12 protein-coding genes are annotated in these 17,086 nt (G+C 46.2%); 6 read left to right on the forward strand and 6 right to left on the reverse strand.

All coding sequences use genetic code 11. The features are described from left to right. The first annotated feature begins 96 nt into the window (after positions 1–96). Complete coding sequence (locus CEQ32_RS08690) at positions 97–729, forward strand: peptidylprolyl isomerase (protein ID WP_088585862.1); 633 nt, start codon at positions 97–99, stop codon at positions 727–729. Positions 730–797: 68 nt separating this feature from the next. On the opposite strand, the gene CEQ32_RS08695 is transcribed toward CEQ32_RS08690, so the two are convergent. Next, the gene (locus CEQ32_RS08695) at positions 798–1,274 is read right to left on the reverse strand and encodes a MarR family winged helix-turn-helix transcriptional regulator (protein WP_037416024.1); all 477 of its coding nucleotides are present in this window, start codon (positions 1,272–1,274) and stop codon (positions 798–800) included. Between the two features lie 327 nt (positions 1,275–1,601). On the opposite strand from CEQ32_RS08695, the gene yiaY reads away from it, so the two are divergent. From yiaY to CEQ32_RS08715, 4 genes are all read left to right on the forward strand, one after another. Continuing rightward, a complete protein-coding gene (gene yiaY, locus CEQ32_RS08700) occupies positions 1,602–2,750 on the forward strand; it encodes an L-threonine dehydrogenase (protein WP_037416021.1) in 1,149 nt (382 codons plus the stop codon). A 685-nt stretch (positions 2,751–3,435) separates the two neighbouring features. After that, on the forward strand, positions 3,436–3,807 hold the full coding sequence (locus CEQ32_RS08705; protein ID WP_037416019.1) for a hypothetical protein: 372 nt from the start codon (positions 3,436–3,438) through the stop codon (positions 3,805–3,807). A gap of 682 nt (positions 3,808–4,489) precedes the next feature. Beyond that, complete coding sequence (locus CEQ32_RS08710) at positions 4,490–5,788, forward strand: NAD(P)/FAD-dependent oxidoreductase (protein WP_037416017.1); 1,299 nt, start codon at positions 4,490–4,492, stop codon at positions 5,786–5,788. Between the two features lie 74 nt (positions 5,789–5,862). Beyond that, on the forward strand, positions 5,863–6,075 hold the full coding sequence (locus CEQ32_RS08715) for a hypothetical protein (protein ID WP_037425550.1): 213 nt from the start codon (positions 5,863–5,865) through the stop codon (positions 6,073–6,075). Positions 6,076–6,112: 37 nt separating this feature from the next. On the opposite strand, the gene CEQ32_RS08720 is transcribed toward CEQ32_RS08715, so the two are convergent. From CEQ32_RS08720 to aceB, 3 genes are all read right to left on the reverse strand, one after another. Beyond that, a complete protein-coding gene (locus CEQ32_RS08720; RefSeq protein WP_007646510.1) occupies positions 6,113–6,481 on the reverse strand; it encodes an acyl-CoA thioesterase in 369 nt (122 codons plus the stop codon). A 374-nt stretch (positions 6,482–6,855) separates the two neighbouring features. Next, on the reverse strand, positions 6,856–8,178 hold the full coding sequence (gene aceA / locus CEQ32_RS08725; protein WP_037425548.1) for an isocitrate lyase: 1,323 nt from the start codon (positions 8,176–8,178) through the stop codon (positions 6,856–6,858). 134 nt (positions 8,179–8,312) lie between these two features. Next, positions 8,313–9,962 carry a malate synthase A gene (gene aceB, locus CEQ32_RS08730; RefSeq protein ID WP_088585863.1) on the reverse strand — a complete coding sequence of 550 codons (1,650 nt, stop codon included), beginning with the start codon at positions 9,960–9,962 and terminating at the stop codon, positions 8,313–8,315. 835 nt (positions 9,963–10,797) lie between these two features. Here aceB and CEQ32_RS08735 point away from each other — a divergent pair. Then, positions 10,798–13,266, forward strand: coding sequence for a TonB-dependent receptor (locus tag CEQ32_RS08735; RefSeq protein WP_088585864.1), 2,469 nt, complete (start codon positions 10,798–10,800; stop codon positions 13,264–13,266). 68 nt (positions 13,267–13,334) lie between these two features. On the opposite strand, the gene CEQ32_RS08740 is transcribed toward CEQ32_RS08735, so the two are convergent. Both CEQ32_RS08740 and CEQ32_RS08745 read right to left on the reverse strand, forming a co-directional pair. Further along, positions 13,335–15,104 (reverse strand): monovalent cation:proton antiporter-2 (CPA2) family protein, encoded by a 1,770-nt coding sequence (locus CEQ32_RS08740; protein WP_037425544.1) that lies wholly within the window; start codon positions 15,102–15,104, stop codon positions 13,335–13,337. Positions 15,105–15,327: 223 nt separating this feature from the next. Then, positions 15,328–17,055: a GGDEF domain-containing protein gene (locus CEQ32_RS08745; RefSeq protein ID WP_088585865.1), complete on the reverse strand. Its 1,728-nt coding sequence runs from the start codon at positions 17,053–17,055 to the stop codon at positions 15,328–15,330. Between the last annotated feature and the right edge of the window lie 31 nt (positions 17,056–17,086).

Consider the following 17,086-nt stretch of genomic DNA (forward strand, 5'->3'; position numbering starts at 1 on the left):
CAAAAACAACACTTAATCGCAACATTTACCCATGCCCGCTTACATTATCCAAGCAGGCAAAGGCGTGGCGAACAACGCAAAAATAAGGAAATTGATATGAAAAGAATCACGGGACTTTTACTCGCCAGCAGTTTGAGCATGGTCCTCAGTGCCTGCGGCGGTGGCGAAGATGATCTCACTCCCAATATCCCCAAACCCGACCCAACTCCACCGAGCTTAAGCGCCGATGTCTGTTATTTAATGAGCACCACAAAGGGGGATGTAACCTTAGCCATCGACCTCACCCATATGCCGATCACGGGTAAGAACTTTAAACAATATGTCGATAAGTCCTTCTATAACGGCACCTTATTCCACAGAACCATTAATAATTTTATGATCCAAGGCGGCGGTTTCACCACGGGATTACAGAGCAAGCCAACGAGCTCTCCGATTAAAAACGAGGCCGCGGTCGGCATCAGTAACAAACGGGGCACTATCGCGATGGCGCGTACCACAGTGTCAGACTCAGCAACATCACAGTTCTTTATCAATGTGTTGGATAATCCCCAGCTCGATGCTTCGGCGAGCAGCTATGGTTATGCTGTGTTTGGTAAAGTCATCGAAGGGATGGATGTGGTCGATCAGATAAGCATTGTGCCGACCAAAACCAGCAACGGTTTTAACGACACACCAGTGACTGAGATTTTGATTAATAGTGTGACAGAAACCAACTGCCCCAAAGCTTGATAAATACTCGGGGTTAAATAAAAAGCACTGATTTATCAGTGCTTTTTATTATTCTCGGCCCAAGGAGATTATTCATCCCCTTGAATTTTACCCACTAACAACATAGGTGCTGCGTCGATTTTATCGGCGTCCATCATGGCCGCAATTCGCTCCACCGATGAGAGTAGCTGACTCTGCTCCCACTCTTCAAGATTTTGATATTGCTTAATAAAGTGTTCCTGAAGTGGTTTAGGAGACGCCTCTAAAAGTGCGCGCCCCGCATCACTTAAATACAAATGGACTTTACGCTTATCGGACTCGCTGCGTTTGCGGATCACTAATCCCCGCCCTTCGAGCCTATCAATAATCGTTGTCACAGTGGCTGGGCTGAGGGTGATTTCTTCGGCCACCTGCTTGGCTAAGGGAGCGCCGAGTTGGGCAATCTTCTGCATCACCATCAACTGTGGTCCCGTCAAGCCGGAATGCTTATTGAGTTGCCGCGAATGAATGTCGATAGCGCGGATCACGCGGCGCAGTGAAATCAGCAGTTGTTCATATTTTTCCATCGTACTTCACATACTCCTCATCAACTCAACGGCCGCACCTTACCAGAAACTCAACCACAACTCACCTTGGCGGGCAATTTTATCGCGTAATAATCTGAGTTTAACTAAACAAGCAAAAGCTGAAAAAAACGTTAAAAAACATAGCGTATGCAGCCCTTAATCTCTGTCATAAAAATTCATTATTTAGTTATCTAGTTCCAACTTTAGTGCGAATTTCACCTCAGGAATCTATCTAAACCGATCTAGATCACAACTTGGCCACCCCTTAATTGGTAGTTTGGTCACCAGAAAGAAACAAATTTAATATACAAGCAAATAGGTGGATATATGGCTGCTAAATTTTTTATTCCTTCCGTCAACGTATTAGGCAAAGGCGCAGTAGATGATGCTATTGGTGATATCAAAACCTTAGGCTTTAAACACGCGCTAATTGTGACGGATAAACCTTTAGTCAATATTGGTCTAGTCGGTGAAGTGGTCGAAAAACTCGGCCAAAATGGTATTACCTCAACCGTGTTTGATGGCGTACAACCTAACCCAACCGTCGGGAACGTTGAAGCCGGTCTGGCACTGTTAAAAGCCAATCAATGCGATTTTGTGATTTCACTCGGTGGCGGCTCACCACACGATTGCGCTAAAGGTATCGCTCTTGTGGCAACCAACGGCGGCAGCATCAAAGACTACGAAGGCTTAGACCAATCCGCTAAGCCACAACTGCCATTAGTAGCCATTAACACCACCGCCGGCACCGCCAGCGAGATGACCCGTTTTTGTATCATCACTGACGAAGCTCGCCATATCAAAATGGCAATTGTCGATAAACACACCACCCCATTACTGTCTGTGAATGACCCAGAGCTGATGCTGAAAAAACCAGCAAGCCTCACTGCTGCAACGGGCATGGACGCGCTGACCCACGCGGTTGAAGCCTATGTGTCTATCGCTGCGAACCCCATTACCGATGCTTGCGCCATTAAAGCCATTGAGCTTATCCAAGGCAACTTAGTGAATGCGGTAAAACAAGGCCAAGATATTGAAGCCCGTGAGCAGATGGCCTATGCGCAATTCTTAGCGGGTATGGCCTTTAACAACGCCAGCTTAGGTTATGTGCATGCCATGGCGCACCAATTAGGCGGTTTCTACGATCTGCCCCACGGTGTGTGTAACGCCCTCTTATTACCCCATGTGCAAGAATACAACGCTAAAGTGGTACCGCATCGCTTAAAAGATATCGCCAAAGCGATGGGTGTCGATGTTGCCAATATGACGGATGAGCAAGGTGCTGCGGCTGCAATCACCGCGATTAAAGCCCTATCCGTTGCGGTAAATATTCCAGAAAACCTGACGTTACTCGGGGTTAAAGCGGAAGATATTCCAACGCTGGCTGAAAACGCCTTGAAGGATGCCTGTGGTTTCACTAACCCTAAACAGGCAACCCATGAAGAGATCTGCCAGATCTTCACGAATGCGTTATAAGTCATACAAGCTCTAACGCCTATCAGCGCGCCAATTGACAGGATGTTGTTCGGCTAGCGCAAGCTAACGACATAGAATCGGCCCAAACAAGTTCCCTTGTTTGGGCCTTTCTTTTTATGCATCAAAGACACCTTTAACACCACATCATCACAGCAAAAACCGCCGTAACGCCTTAATCTTCGGCAATTGAGATCGCGCAGATCGAAAATTCCATCAAATAGCGCAAAAACGTGATCTTGGTGGGTTACATGCTGTTACAAATCCGCTAGACTGGTTCCAGTTCGCTTTTTCCCTGCAAAAGATGAAGCCAGCTGAGAGGCCCGTTTTAAGGAACGGGCCTCTGTCCATTCAAGCCCTCATCAACCATGCACTTCCCTCATATTTTGCTAATGTTAAATAGCATACTCATCAAAACATTTTTATACCTATCATTAATTGGTGCTTTATTGCGCAGTAGTTAAGCAAAAACGAATTTGAGTGCAAAACTGAGAGATAGCCCAAAGTTATTCGTTAAAAACTCATGCTAAATAACAGCTATGGCAAATAAATTAACTCGCTCATTTTTATATAAAAACACTTGTAAAAACGGTGATTTATCTAGGACGGTATCAGCGTAATTAATGATTGACCGAATTCAAAAACGATGCCTATGATGGCAGCAACATCCTCTACAGGTAGGTACGCTATGACAGCAATTACTCATGTATATAACTACACAGTTAGATGTCCGCATTACAAAGATCCCGAACATACCGCAAGTTGGTTAAACCACATTGAATTAAACCAATCGAGTGAAATTGCATTAAACCGTATCACCAAATGGCATGAACTCTCAGGCACTAAATCCTTTGAAACCAGTAAGTTTGTCGTCCGCAAAGCCGAAAATGAAGAAGCCTATTTTTCGATGCAAAGCGATAGACTTAAAAATGATGGTCATGCGCTCGTCACCTTTAAAATTTTCCTCGATACCTGTTGCGACAAGGCCGCACCAGAAGAAATTATGCAGCACCTAATCCAAGACTATCAGCAACGTTTAGCCAAGCTAGAACAGGCATAGAACACCATTCGCCGTGGGCATATAGCGTCAAATGCCCAATTATCCCAAAGGCCAAACCAACGTTTGGCCTTTTTGTTAAGTACTTTAGTCAAAGCTGCAGCAAGCAATTGTGATCTCATGCCTAGCGCGTGTTGACGTTTCAGTTTTTGGAGCAATTTGGCCAGTGTTTATACAAGGCAAAATCCGTGCTTGTAGTCATCCTACATAAACGGAGAATAACGCAGCAGACAAGCACATGCTCTTACTTTCTGTCATTAAGAGCCGCATGTCATTTGAGTAGAATAACTACGCATTATTCTTCGTTTCGCGAGCACTAGCTTGTCGGAATGAAATGTAATCTCGATACATCAATGCGCCCTAGGATTTAGTTAACTGATGACGATGGTGCTCACAAGCGGCATAAAGCGTTTCAGTTCAAAGAACTCTCCCGACACAAGCAGGTGAGCCAGCGCACATTTCACCAAAAAGTGACACGACACACATCACAATTTGCGATCAGCATAATCATACACTCAACCCCCATAAAAAAATAAGACTAATAAAATCAATAAATAATCATTATTCCTGACTCACTTCCCAACATATGGCCTCATTGCTTGAGACATAAAGCTAAGGTTAATATTTTGTTTCACAACCTTACCCTCTGCACAATCTAACGACACAACGAATAGGAATAAGCGGCATGGCTATAGCAAACATTGTTATCGTGGGTGGTGGTGCTGGCGGGATGGAGATTGCGACTAAATTAGGCCACAAACTGGGGCGCAAAGGAAAAGCAAAGATAACGTTAATCGATTGTGCTGAAAGCCATATTTGGAAGCCACTACTGCATGAGGTTGCGACTGGCGCACTCGATGTCGGTATCGACGCTTTAAGCTATCGAAGCCATGCAGCCGCCCATGGTTACCATTTTCAGCAGGGCGCTATGACGGATATCGATAGACAAAACAAACAAGTAGTGCTGTCTGCGATTTGTGATGATAAAGGTGATGTACTACTCCCATCTCGTCATATTGATTATGACTATTTAGTGGTCGCCATTGGCAGCATCGCTAATGACTTTAACATTCCAGGCGTACGTGAACATTGCCAATTTCTTGATAATACAGAGCAAGCAATGGCAATCCGCAAAATTTTGCTGAATAAGTTTCTCCGTTATGCCAGCCATAGCCTGCTGGCCGATAAAATTAAAATTGCTGTTGTAGGTGCAGGGGCCACTGGAGTAGAAATGTCTGCGGAAATGCACCATGCCGTGGATCAGCTGCGCGGGTTTGGCTATAACATCGATTCACGTCTTTTGGAGGTCACCCTCATTGAAGCTGATAAACGGATTTTACCTAAAGTAGAAAAGCGCGAAATTTCAGATTCAGTGACCAAAGAATTAGCCGCGCTCGGCGTTAAGGTCATGACTGAAACACGCATTAATCAGGTGGATGAAACGGGGTTGACCACAACAGATGGGCAAATGATCCCCGCCGATTTAGTGATCTGGTCTACAGGGGTAAAGGCACCGGATTTTCTGAAGGAAATTGGTGGACTAGAAACCAACCATATTAACCAGTTGGTGGTAAAACAGAATATGCAAACCAGCCGCGATCCGCATATTTTTGCAATTGGTGACTGTGCTGCTTGCCCACAACCCAACGGTACTTTTGTTCCACCAAGGGGGCAATCTGCACGACAAATGGCACTCATGACGGCCGACAATATTATGCTACTGCTTGCAGGACAAGACGCCCGTCATCAGTATGTTTATAAAGATCTTGGGTCGCTTGTTAACTTGTCGAAGTTTCATACTGTGGGCAACTTGCTGTCATTTATCGGCGGTGGAGTGATGGTCGAAGGTAAAATCGCTCGCTTTGTTTACACTTCTCTCTATCGGCGACATTTAATTGAACTGCACGGTGTGGTAAAAGGCAGCCTTTTAATGTTTGCTAAAGGTATTAGTCGCATTATTCATCCCCATCTCAAATTGCATTAGCAAGATTATTAAGGCGTTTTGCGTAACTATTTGGTATCTTGCGAGGCAACCGTTAGTTTTCAGGATGAATAACCATGAAAAAAGCTACACTCCTCATACTGCCATTGCTACTTGTCACCACGGCCTGCGCCGATTTAAAGGATGCGGGGCGTGCTATCGGCACCACCACTAAGGATGTCACTAAAGAGATTGGTCATGCCACCCGCGACACCACCAAAGCCATTGGTCATGCTTCAAGAGATGCAGTGAAATCGGTCAAAGAAGATCTTACTAAAGACTCAGAGTGACGCCCGTGCGTCACTCTGCTTTATCGGGGCTCAATCCTTAGGCCGCATTAGCACGAATACCATGGGGAACCGGTAATCCCTGCGCATTCACATTTACAAACACCATCTTATCGATACTCACCACAGGCGCCTGCGTCATCTTATTACGCACTTGGCAACTGACCGTAATGGAACTGTGCCCGAGGCTGACAAGCTCCAAGCCAAATTCCAACACATCCCCTTGGCGCGCCGGCGTCATAAAATTGATTTCAGAAATCAGCTTAGTCACATGGCTGGTGCTTTTCATCTGGCATGCAGCAAAGATAGCCGCCTCCTCGTCAATCCAACTCAATAACTGGCCGCCAAATAGGGTATTTGCAGGATTTAAATGTTCAGGTTTGACTAAACGACGACTGTAATATTTCATGACGGTGACCTCACTGTGAATGCTAAGTTTTACGGCCAATTCACAGCATTATTTAGGCCAAGATAAATAGCCATTGAATAACAATGAGATAGTATTAAGTCTTTGTAAAACGGTTAAAAAATTGCACCAACTCGAGTCAGAGTTGCACCAGAATAATCAATTAGATAAAAAAATAGCGACTCAGAGAGTCGCCAAGCACAGGCAAGCAAAGTATTGACTGGGTGGGAAGTTAAGTCACAAGAGTTGACTTAAAAACCCGTGCAGCACATGTAGGCGAACTGCACGGGAGACAACAGCTGCAATGCAGCTAAACACAGGGTTTACGGGTACAACATCTTACGGGTAGAACCTATTCGCGATACAACAGACTTCGCTTAAAACTGCTCTTCTTCAGTCGAGCCAGTCAACGCAGTCACCGATGAATGACCACCTTGGATAACCGTAGTCACTTGGTCGAAATAACCTGTGCCCACTTCCTGTTGATGCGCCACGAAGGTGTAACCTTTCTTCGCTGCCGCAAACTCAACTTCTTGAACTTTCTCAACATAATGCTTCATACCTTCACCACGAGCGTAATCGTAAGCTAGGTCAAACATGTTGTACCACATGTTGTGGATACCCGCTAAAGTGATGAATTGGTACTTGTAGCCCATGTCTGATAGTGCTTGTTGGAAACGGGCAATCGTTGCATCGTCCAGATTTTTCTTCCAGTTGAACGAAGGTGAACAGTTGTAGGCCAGCAATTGGTCTGGGTACTGAGCATGGATTGCCTCAGCAAAGCGGCGTGCTTCTTCTAAGTCAGGCTTAGCGGTTTCACACCAAATTAAATCCGCATAAGGTGCGTAGGCTAGACCGCGAGAAATCGCTTGGTCCAGACCCGCTTTTACGCGGTAGAAACCTTCATTGGTACGCTCGCCAGTCACAAAGTCACGATCGTACGGATCGCAATCAGAGGTCAATAAATCCGCCGCGTTCGCATCGGTACGAGCGATAACTAAGGTTTCAACACCGCTTACGTCGGCAGCCAGACGTGCTGCAACCAGTTTTTGTACAGCTTCTTGGGTTGGCACTAATACTTTACCGCCCATGTGGCCGCACTTTTTCACTGACGCTAATTGGTCTTCAAAGTGCACACCGGCGGCGCCTGCGTCGATCATTGACTTCATCAACTCGAACGCATTCAGTACGCCACCAAAACCGGCTTCAGCATCGGCAATAATGGGTAGGAAATAATCGACAAAGTTTTCATCTTCCGGATTAACCCCGTTGCTCCACTGGATTTGGTCAGCACGGCGGAAGGAGTTATTAATGCGTGAAACGACCGCAGGCACTGAGTTAGCTGGGTATAAGGATTGATCTGGGTACATAGTGCCCGCTAAGTTAGCGTCGGCAGCCACTTGCCAACCAGACAGATAAATCGCTTCGATACCCGCTTTAGCCTGTTGTACCGCTTGGCCGCCAGTCAGTGCGCCTAACGAGTTCACATAACCTTTTTTTGCGCCACCGTTGACGAGATCCCACAATTTAGCTGCACCACGCTTGGCAATGGTGTTTTCTGGAACAATTGAACCACGAAGTGCCACGACTTCTTCTGCAGTGTATGGGCGACGAACATTTTTCCAACGTGGATTCTCTGCCCAATCTTTTTTGATCGCGTCAATCTGCGCCTGACGTGAAGTCTGTGTTGCCTTAGTCATAGTGTCACTCCTTTCTGTATGATGTTGTAGCAAGTGACGCTGCCCCACCGCGTCACCCTGCCCATTGATTTAATTGACGGTTTCACCGCCATAACGCATTCCATAGGACGCATTAAGTGTTAACGCATTTATAATTAAGCAGTTAGCATCTCGTAACCGGGTAAGGTTAAGAAGTCGACCAACTCATCCGAAGTGGTAATATCCTCAAGCAATACCGCCGCTTGGGTAAATTTGCCGTGGGTGAATCTGTCACTGCCCACTTCTTTTTTCACGTTTGCTAACTCTTCCACCAGCATGTCTTTAAACAATTGTTTCGTGACGGGTTTGCCGTTGGAGAGTGACTTACCATGTTGGATCCATTGCCAAATCGAGGCGCGGGAGATTTCAGCGGTTGCCGCATCTTCCATTAATCCATAAATCGGCACACAACCGTTGCCACTGATCCACGCTTCAAGGTATTGCAGTGCAATACGAATATTCAGGCGCATCCCTTGCTCAGTGCGCTCCCCATCACAGGGCTTTAATAACTCAGCGGCCAGGATCGGTGCATCCACATCACGGGTGATATGCAATTGGTTTTGATGATCTTGGCCGATATATTCGTTAAAAATCCCCATCGCCGTATCCGCAAGACCAGGGTGAGCGACCCAAGTACCATCGTGTCCATTGCGAGCCTCAAGCTCTTTGTCCTTACGCACCCGTTGCAACACGGCTTCGTTCTGTACAGGATCCTTCGCCGGAATAAAGGCCGCCATACCTCCCATCGCCAGTGCGCCACGTTTATGGCAGGTTTTGATCAGCAGTCTTGAATAGGCACTTAAGAAAGGCGTATCCATGGTCACCGCTTGGCGATCCGGTAACACGCGGTCGCTATGGCGCTTTAATGTTTTGATATAACTAAAGATATAGTCCCAACGACCACAGTTTAGTGCGACGATGTTTGAACGTAATTCATAGAGAATTTCGTCCATTTCAAACACCGCGGGTAAGGTCTCAATCAAACAAGTACATTTGATTGTGCCAGGCTGCAGGCAGAATCTTTCCTCAACAAAAGCAAACACTTTTGCCCACCAACGCGCTTCGATATGGCTCTCGAGTTTAGGAATATAGAAGTAAGGACCACTGCCTTTCGCCAGCAATTGGCGATAGTTATGGTAAAAGTACATTGCAAAGTCGAATAACGCGCCGGGAATGGACTGCTGGTTAAATTCAACGTGCTTCTCTTTTAAGTGCAGGCCACGCACACGGCAAATTAATACCGCAGGATTTGGGCCTAACTTGTAGTGTTTACCGGTTTCAGGCGCTGTGTATTCAATCTCACCGCGCACCGCATCACGCAGGTTAATCTGACCTTCCACGACTTTTTGCCAGCTCGGTGCTAAAGAGTCTTCAAAATCCGCCATAAACACTTTGGCATTGGCATTAAGTGCATTGATCACCATCTTACGTTCGACGGGACCGGTGATTTCGACACGGCGGTCAAGTAGGTCGTTCGGAATACCGCGGATCTTCCATGCGCCGTCACGAATAGCGCGAGTCTCAGGTAAAAAGTCTGGCAAAGCCCCTTTATCGATACGCATCTGTCTGTCTTTACGTTTGGCGAGTAAGGTGGGCACTTCAGCCGCAAATTCACGGCAAAGTGACTCAAGCAACGCCAGCGCACCTTCGGTAAAAATCACTTCTTGGCCAGGGATAGTATTTCCCACTATGGTCAGCGTGCCATTCGCAGTGGTCTTATTCTGTGCCGAATTCAATTGCTGCTCACTTAAAGTTTGTTCCGTCATCTTCTCACCCTCCCAAGAGGCAAAACTCTTGCTCGTTTACGACTCATTACCAGTAAAGACATGGGTAACATGTACAAACATTCACCGCAAAACATTCAAATGTTCGTTTAGAACCAAAACTTACAGACAAACATTTGTATTTGCAACTATCCAAAAGTGTCATGACAGCTAAAAAATTTGACCAAAAACCGTGACAAAATTGGTCTGACCAAAGTGACTTTTAAAGTATAAACATATGATTTAAAATTACTTTACATTAAAGCGATAATTACTATTTTGGTAGTGGTGAAATTTGTCTGACAACTTTACCACTTTAAGCGCATTGTAATTTTATACGTAATTAAATTACATAATGAAAATTAATATATACACCACTTTTACCTTATTCGACCTAAGTAGAAAACAGACAGCGTTTTGAACTCCACCTTAAGGAAAGCGAGTAAAACTAATAAAAATAACAAGTTAACAAAATTGAAACACCACATAAATTTAAACACTCGTTTAAATATTACGTTTACGTAAACAGTCATTAGGATAGGGTGAGAGTGATAGGGATCACGGGTTATGTTTCTCGATCAAAAAGCCGAGTCGATGTGGTTAACCCAAAAAATAAATCACTTTTTTATAAAAAAAATGAAACAAATTAGAAATCTGGCTAAGAGTTGCTTCAAGTTACGCGCCTAGTGGCGGCAAAACTCACCACAGGATTAATCCACAAACCGTTAATCATACGTAAAGATGACAAACATTTAACTCCCAAGACCTATCAATCAAAGGTTGCAATGGTTATGAAAATCATTATCATTCGCGACCATTCTGTTTGGGGGAAATTTATATGTCAGTATCACCACCTATATTTCGTTTATCACTTATTGCACTCGCCTGCCTCAGTGCTTTACCACATACCGCTTTTGCCGATGACACACCTTCTGCTCGCGATGAAAACATCGAACGTATAACGGTATACGGCAGACAAAACTCCGTTGTGAAAAACTCAGGACTTGCGACTAAGTCAGATATGTCCTTGATGGAAACCCCTGCGGCGGTTGTTATCGTTGACCAGGAGCTGATTAACAGCCAAGGAGTCGACAATCTGCAGGACTTAATTCGCAATATCAGCGGGGTGACTCAAGCGGGCAATAACTACGGCATTGGGGATAACTTAGTGATTCGCGGCCTAGGCGCAAACTACACCTATGACGGCATGTATGGCGGTGCCGGCCTTGGCAATACCTTTAACCCCACTCGCTCCCTAACCAATGTGGAATCGGTTGAGGTTTTAAAAGGGCCAGCGACTGGACTCTATGGCATGGGTAGCGCGGGCGGCGTGATCAACCTGATTGAAAAGAAACCGCAATTTGAATCCAAACACAAAATCACCACAGAAGTTGGCCAGTGGGATACCTACTCGCTCGCCATCGACAGCACGGGTGGAATTACCGATGATCTTGCGTACCGCTTAGTCGCCAAAACCGCCCGCAGTGAAGGCTACCGTGATTTAGGCGCCGACCGTGATGAAGTGTTCGGCTCACTCAAATGGGTATTAAGTGATAGCCAAGATCTGATGCTATCCGGCGCGTATATCAAAGACGCCATTGCCGTTGACTCCATCGGCCATCCAATCCGTATCTACAATGCCGATTCTGTCGGTGGCAAAACCGCTGGCGAAGTCACTTGGCAAGATTTGATAAACGATCCTAAAGGGCTGGGCATACAACTAACCGACGAGCAGCGTCAGCAATTGGCGGCATCACTCGCAAGTGGTGATGGCTTAACTCCCTATTCCTTTGGTGACGCGGGATTAATTTCTCCCATGGCAAAGGATAATGAAGGTGAAGAATTAAGATTCAAGCTAACCCACAATATCTACTTTACCGATAATCTGTTCCTCAATCAGCAGTTGCAATATCGCGACTACACCACAGGTTTTGCCCGTCAAACAGGGGCTTACAACTATGTGTACTGGAAGCGAAACATCAAGATTGGTGGCGTATCGACTGATGTGATTAACCAGGATCCCCGCGCGCCACTGGTTGAAAATGGCGTGCTCTATCCCTTTGCCGCCAGACGTCAGGAATACCGCCAACTCGATGCCGAAGAAACCTCATGGCAGTATTTTGCTGATCTACGTTACGACTTCCAAATCGGCAATATCGACAACGAATTACTGGTGAACGCTAACTACGAAGACCGCGATATTCGCCTCGAGCAATTCTCAATTTACGATGCAGATCAAGTCATTAAAAACAAACAAGGCGAAGTGATTTACCGTGGTTCGCTACCGTACATTTACGATATTCGCAATCCAAATTGGGGAACGGGTAAATTTGCCGACTACGATCCACTCAAAACCGCCAACTACAACAAAAAAGTCAGCGCTTGGGGCTTAGGCGTGCAACATGTGGGTTATTTAGGTTATGGCTTTACCTCCCGTGTTGGCGTGGCCTTTAACGAAATCAAACAGAGCTATGAGCACTTAGGTGTGGATGAGCGCTACAGCGCGAGTCAAGCGAGCCCTACCCCTGAGGAAGATAGCAAAGATAATGGTGTCACCTACAACTTGGGCTTAACCTATATGCCCATTGATGATTTATCATTTTTCGTCAATCACTCAAAGGGCCGCACCGCCTATAGCATCTTAGGCTCAATCACTGGGGAAAATACCGACCGCGAAGACTCAGAATCCGTCAGTAACGATCTTGGTATGCGCTTTAAAGCCTTTGATGATCAGATGCTAGCATCGCTGGTGTTCTTTAAAAGCTCACGCACGAATGTGCCTTACAACAACCCAGACTATAACGCTGGCGTATCTGGTGCCGAGGTACCCGTGTACTTTTACGATGGCAGCGAAGATACCCAAGGGGTCGAGTTAGATCTTAATGCCCACCTAAATGATCAGTGGCGAGTTAACTTTAATGGCATGTACCAAGATGCAAGGGATAAACAAAACCCAAATAGTTTAACCTACAACAGCCGCCAAAAAGGGGTACCCTATGTGACCGCCAGTGCTTGGGTGACCTATGGTGCAGACTGGTTTGCCTTATCCAGCCCTATTGAGCTGAGTTTAGGCGCCAAGTATGTGGATGATAGAAGCACGCACTCAACAGACTTTGGCATCCCTGATGGATATGTGCCGAGCTACACCTTAGTGGACTCTGCCATCAGCTACGCCACCGACTCTTGGAAGTTACAATTGAATATCAATAACCTATTCAATAAAGACTATTACAGCAAAGCGATGTTCCTCGGTGGTATGCCGGGCGAAGAGCGTAATGTGAAGCTGCAATATAGCTACAGCTTCTAAGCGTTTTCCTTAAGCCCATAAACAAACAAGAGAGCCCATTGGCTCTCTTGTTGTTTTAGCTGGCAGACTTAACTAACGTTTTCCCGGTCGCCACGCATCAGCGACTCCAACTCAGCTTTCCCCTTATTGGATAAATCAATCAGCTTGGCTAAATCATGTTGATGGGCAGCACTGGCGATCACCAGCTTTTTATCGTGCTCGGCAAAAATCTTCACCCTTTCATTGGCCTGCACCTGTGATAAACCTAAGCCCTGCAAAATCTTCTCACTGGCAGATAAAGCCGAACCAAAGGTTTCACGGAACACATCAGTCACCCCAAGGCTCATTAATCGATAGGCATGGTTACGGTCCCGCGCCCGAGCAACAATATTGATATGGGGGAAATGGGTTTTCACCTGTTGGGCAATTTCAATCGAATCCTCAACATTATCAACGGCCAGCAGCAACAAGCGCGAGCGCGCAATTCCCGCCGACATCAACATATCTAAGCGTCTGGCATCGCCAAAATAGACCTCACCACCGTATTTGCGGATCACATCCACATGGCTGGCATCCTTATCTAAGGCCACAAACGGAATACCCGATGACGCTAAAATCCGCCCAGTGATCTGCCCCACCCGTCCAAATCCGGCGATCACCACCTCAGATTCAGTCACATTAATGGTATCGGGTAAACGAGTATCCACCACCTTAGGTTTAGTGGCTCTAAAAAGCGTGAAAATCATCGGCGTGACTGCCATGGATAAACCAATGGCGAGCACTAATATTTGGGCGATTTTATCATCCACTATGCTGGATAATTGCGCCTGCGATAACAACACAAAGGCAAACTCACCGCCCTCTGCCAAGATAAGCCCTAGGGCAATACTCGGGCGCCATGTATGGTGCCGTAAACGGCCAAGCAGCATTAGCACTAGGGTCTTAATCAGCAGCATGCCCAGTAAAATCGCGAGGATAAGTAAGGGATCGGTTAAAAACAGCTTGAGATCCATACTCATGCCGACCGCCATAAAAAACAGCCCAAGCAGTAAGCCCTTAAAAGGCTCGATATCGGTTTCGAGCTGATGTCGGTAGCTGGAGTTCGCCAGCATAATTCCGGCTAAAAACGCCCCCATACCCGCCGATAGCCCCAGCCACTCCATCAATTCGGCGCTGCCCATCACCAGCAATAATGCAAAGGCGGTTAACACCTCACGAACGCCGCTACTGGCAACAAGTTTAAGTACCCGCGGCAACAGATATTTGCCCACCAACACAAAGCCCACTAAGGCCACACAGGTCCAATACCAAGGCACCGCATGGTGCTCAATCTGGGCCGAATTAGGTGCAAGATAAGCGGTTAATAACAACATGGGGATCACGGCGAGATCTTGCATTAACAACACACCAAAGGCATCGCGGCCCAGCGGGGTGGTCAGTAGTCTATGTTCGCTCATCAACTGCACCGCAAAAGCCGTCGATGACAAGGATAACGCCGCGCCAACCACTAATGCTGCCTCAATGGATAAGCCAAATCCCCAAGCTAAACCGCCAATTGCCGCCCAAGAAAGGAGTAACTGACCACTACCGAGACCAAAGATGGCGCTGCGCAGCTCCCATAACTTGCTCGGATTGAGTTCAAGCCCGAGCACAAACAGCATCAGTACCACACCCAGCTCGGCAAAATGCAGCACGGCGGCGGGATCAGACACCAGCGCCATGCCGCCAGGCCCTAAAATCACCCCAGCAGCGAGGTAAGACAGAATAGGTCCTGCGCCAAAACGTTTGCCCAAGGGTACAAAAATCACCGCGGCCAATAAAAATAACAGTACAGAAGTGAGCAGACTCGACTCTTCCATTAGGGCTCCACAATGTTAGCGAAAGGCAAAAATAGGGGTATGACCTTAAGCGAAAAAGCTTCGGCTACCGCTGGCAATCATACTCTAGTTATGCAGGAAAAAGTGTGAAAAATTGACCTAAAAATCATCGAGAAAACGCAAGAAATAACCGAAACAGCGAAAGAAAAAAAACGCGTTACATTAACCTAAACAGTCAGTTACACAGACAATACAACTCTACCCCCTACGGCCTTACCAACTGGCTGGTAATATTGGTGGCGCGTTTATCGGAGGCTAAAGCGTCCTCATAACAGAATACACTGTTACGACCATTGGATTTTGCGGCATACAGTGCCATATCGGCACGGTGTAGTAGAGGGTCTAGGCTTAAGTCTTCTGTTGTCATGCCGCTGACCCCAAAGCTCGCGGTGATAGTAAATTTATGCCCCGACAGATGCGTATCAATGGCTTCAATTCGGCTTCGGCATTGTTCGGCAACTTCCATCCCCTTAGATTCACTGGCGTAAGGCAAGAATAGCGCAAATTCCTCACCGCCAATCCGGGCAAACACATCACCATTGCGCACATGGGGTTTTAATACTTCCACGACTTTTTTCAGCGCCCAGTCACCCGTTCCATGGCCGTAGGAATCATTAATCCGTTTAAAATGGTCTAAGTCGAATAAAATCACGCAAAAATCGCCCCCTCGGGCAGCGGCTTGCACAAATAGATTTTCGCCCAGATCTTGCCCTGCTCCACGGTTAAGCACGCCCGTCAATGCATCCATTCTGGCCATGCGCATAAAACGCCGTTTTTGCAAATTGCCCACGACTAACAAAATCGCGAGGAAAAACAGCCCGCCCACTAATATCGTGATAAACATCAGCATATTAGTGTACTCGCGCTCTTTTACCGTTTGCTGAGCGATGTAAAGTTCGCGCTCTTTATTCAGCAAGTTGATTTCACGCGCCTGCTCATCGGCATTAAACTTAGCCGCCTGATAAGCAAGGGTTTTCATCCTCGACTCATCAAAAATCAGTTGATTATAATGTTGCTCTTTTCTGGAGTATTCATAGGCTTGTTCAAATTGTTTATCCGCCGCCATCAACTCGGCAAACACTTTGTAGGCAATATGCTTATGTTCGATATAACTATTATCATCGGGAAATGTGAGCACCTTAACTGCGTGACTTTTTGCTTGCACCAGTTCACCCGTTGCAAAGTAATTTTCTGCAAGTAGTGCATGCACATGGCTGATTTCTAATTGAAATTGAAAAGCTTCATACCCTTTTAACGCTAATAGCAAAATCGCTCTCGCGCCTAAATAGTCACCTCGCTCCTGCAAAACCATCCCTTTGCCTTTCATCGAAATAATCGCCAGAAGTGGAAATTGCTTCGCATCACAATATTGACGGCTATCTTCGAAGGCATCGAAGGCGTCGGGATTTTTCACACCGAGCAAGTAAATCGCCCGCAGCAATTTGGCATGGCAAATATCGCGAACATCGGTTTCCTGAGCGAGTTGTAACACCTTATTGGCATAGAGGCCCATATCGCTATAAGCATCCATTTCGGAATAAATATTGGCAATTCTTAGATAGGAGTGACGTTTAATCGTAACATCATCGATATTCACCACTAGGGCTAATGCTTTGGCGACAGCCGATAAGGCTTTATCATAGTCGCGCATCCCTATATAAACCGTGGCTTTATAACTATAAACCGATGCTAATAACTCAGAATTTGTGATTAAGGTTTCGGCCTGATGCAGATCGTCTAACGCTTTGGCATATTCACTGACAAAAATATAGCTAATGGCTCTGTCAATTCTTAGTCTGCCTTTTTGTGTCGGGGTTAAGCTGCTAAATGCGGTCTCATATTCGGCCAGTTTTTTCTGCGCAGTGCTAAGATCAGATTGCAGTAATACATCAAGCTCATTGAGTGCCTGATCAAAATCGATAGATTTAGCCATCAACGCTGTCGAACACAAAGCAAAGATGGCT

The organism is Shewanella sp. FDAARGOS_354, from assembly GCF_002209245.2.
Lineage (GTDB): Bacteria > Pseudomonadota > Gammaproteobacteria > Enterobacterales > Shewanellaceae > Shewanella > Shewanella xiamenensis.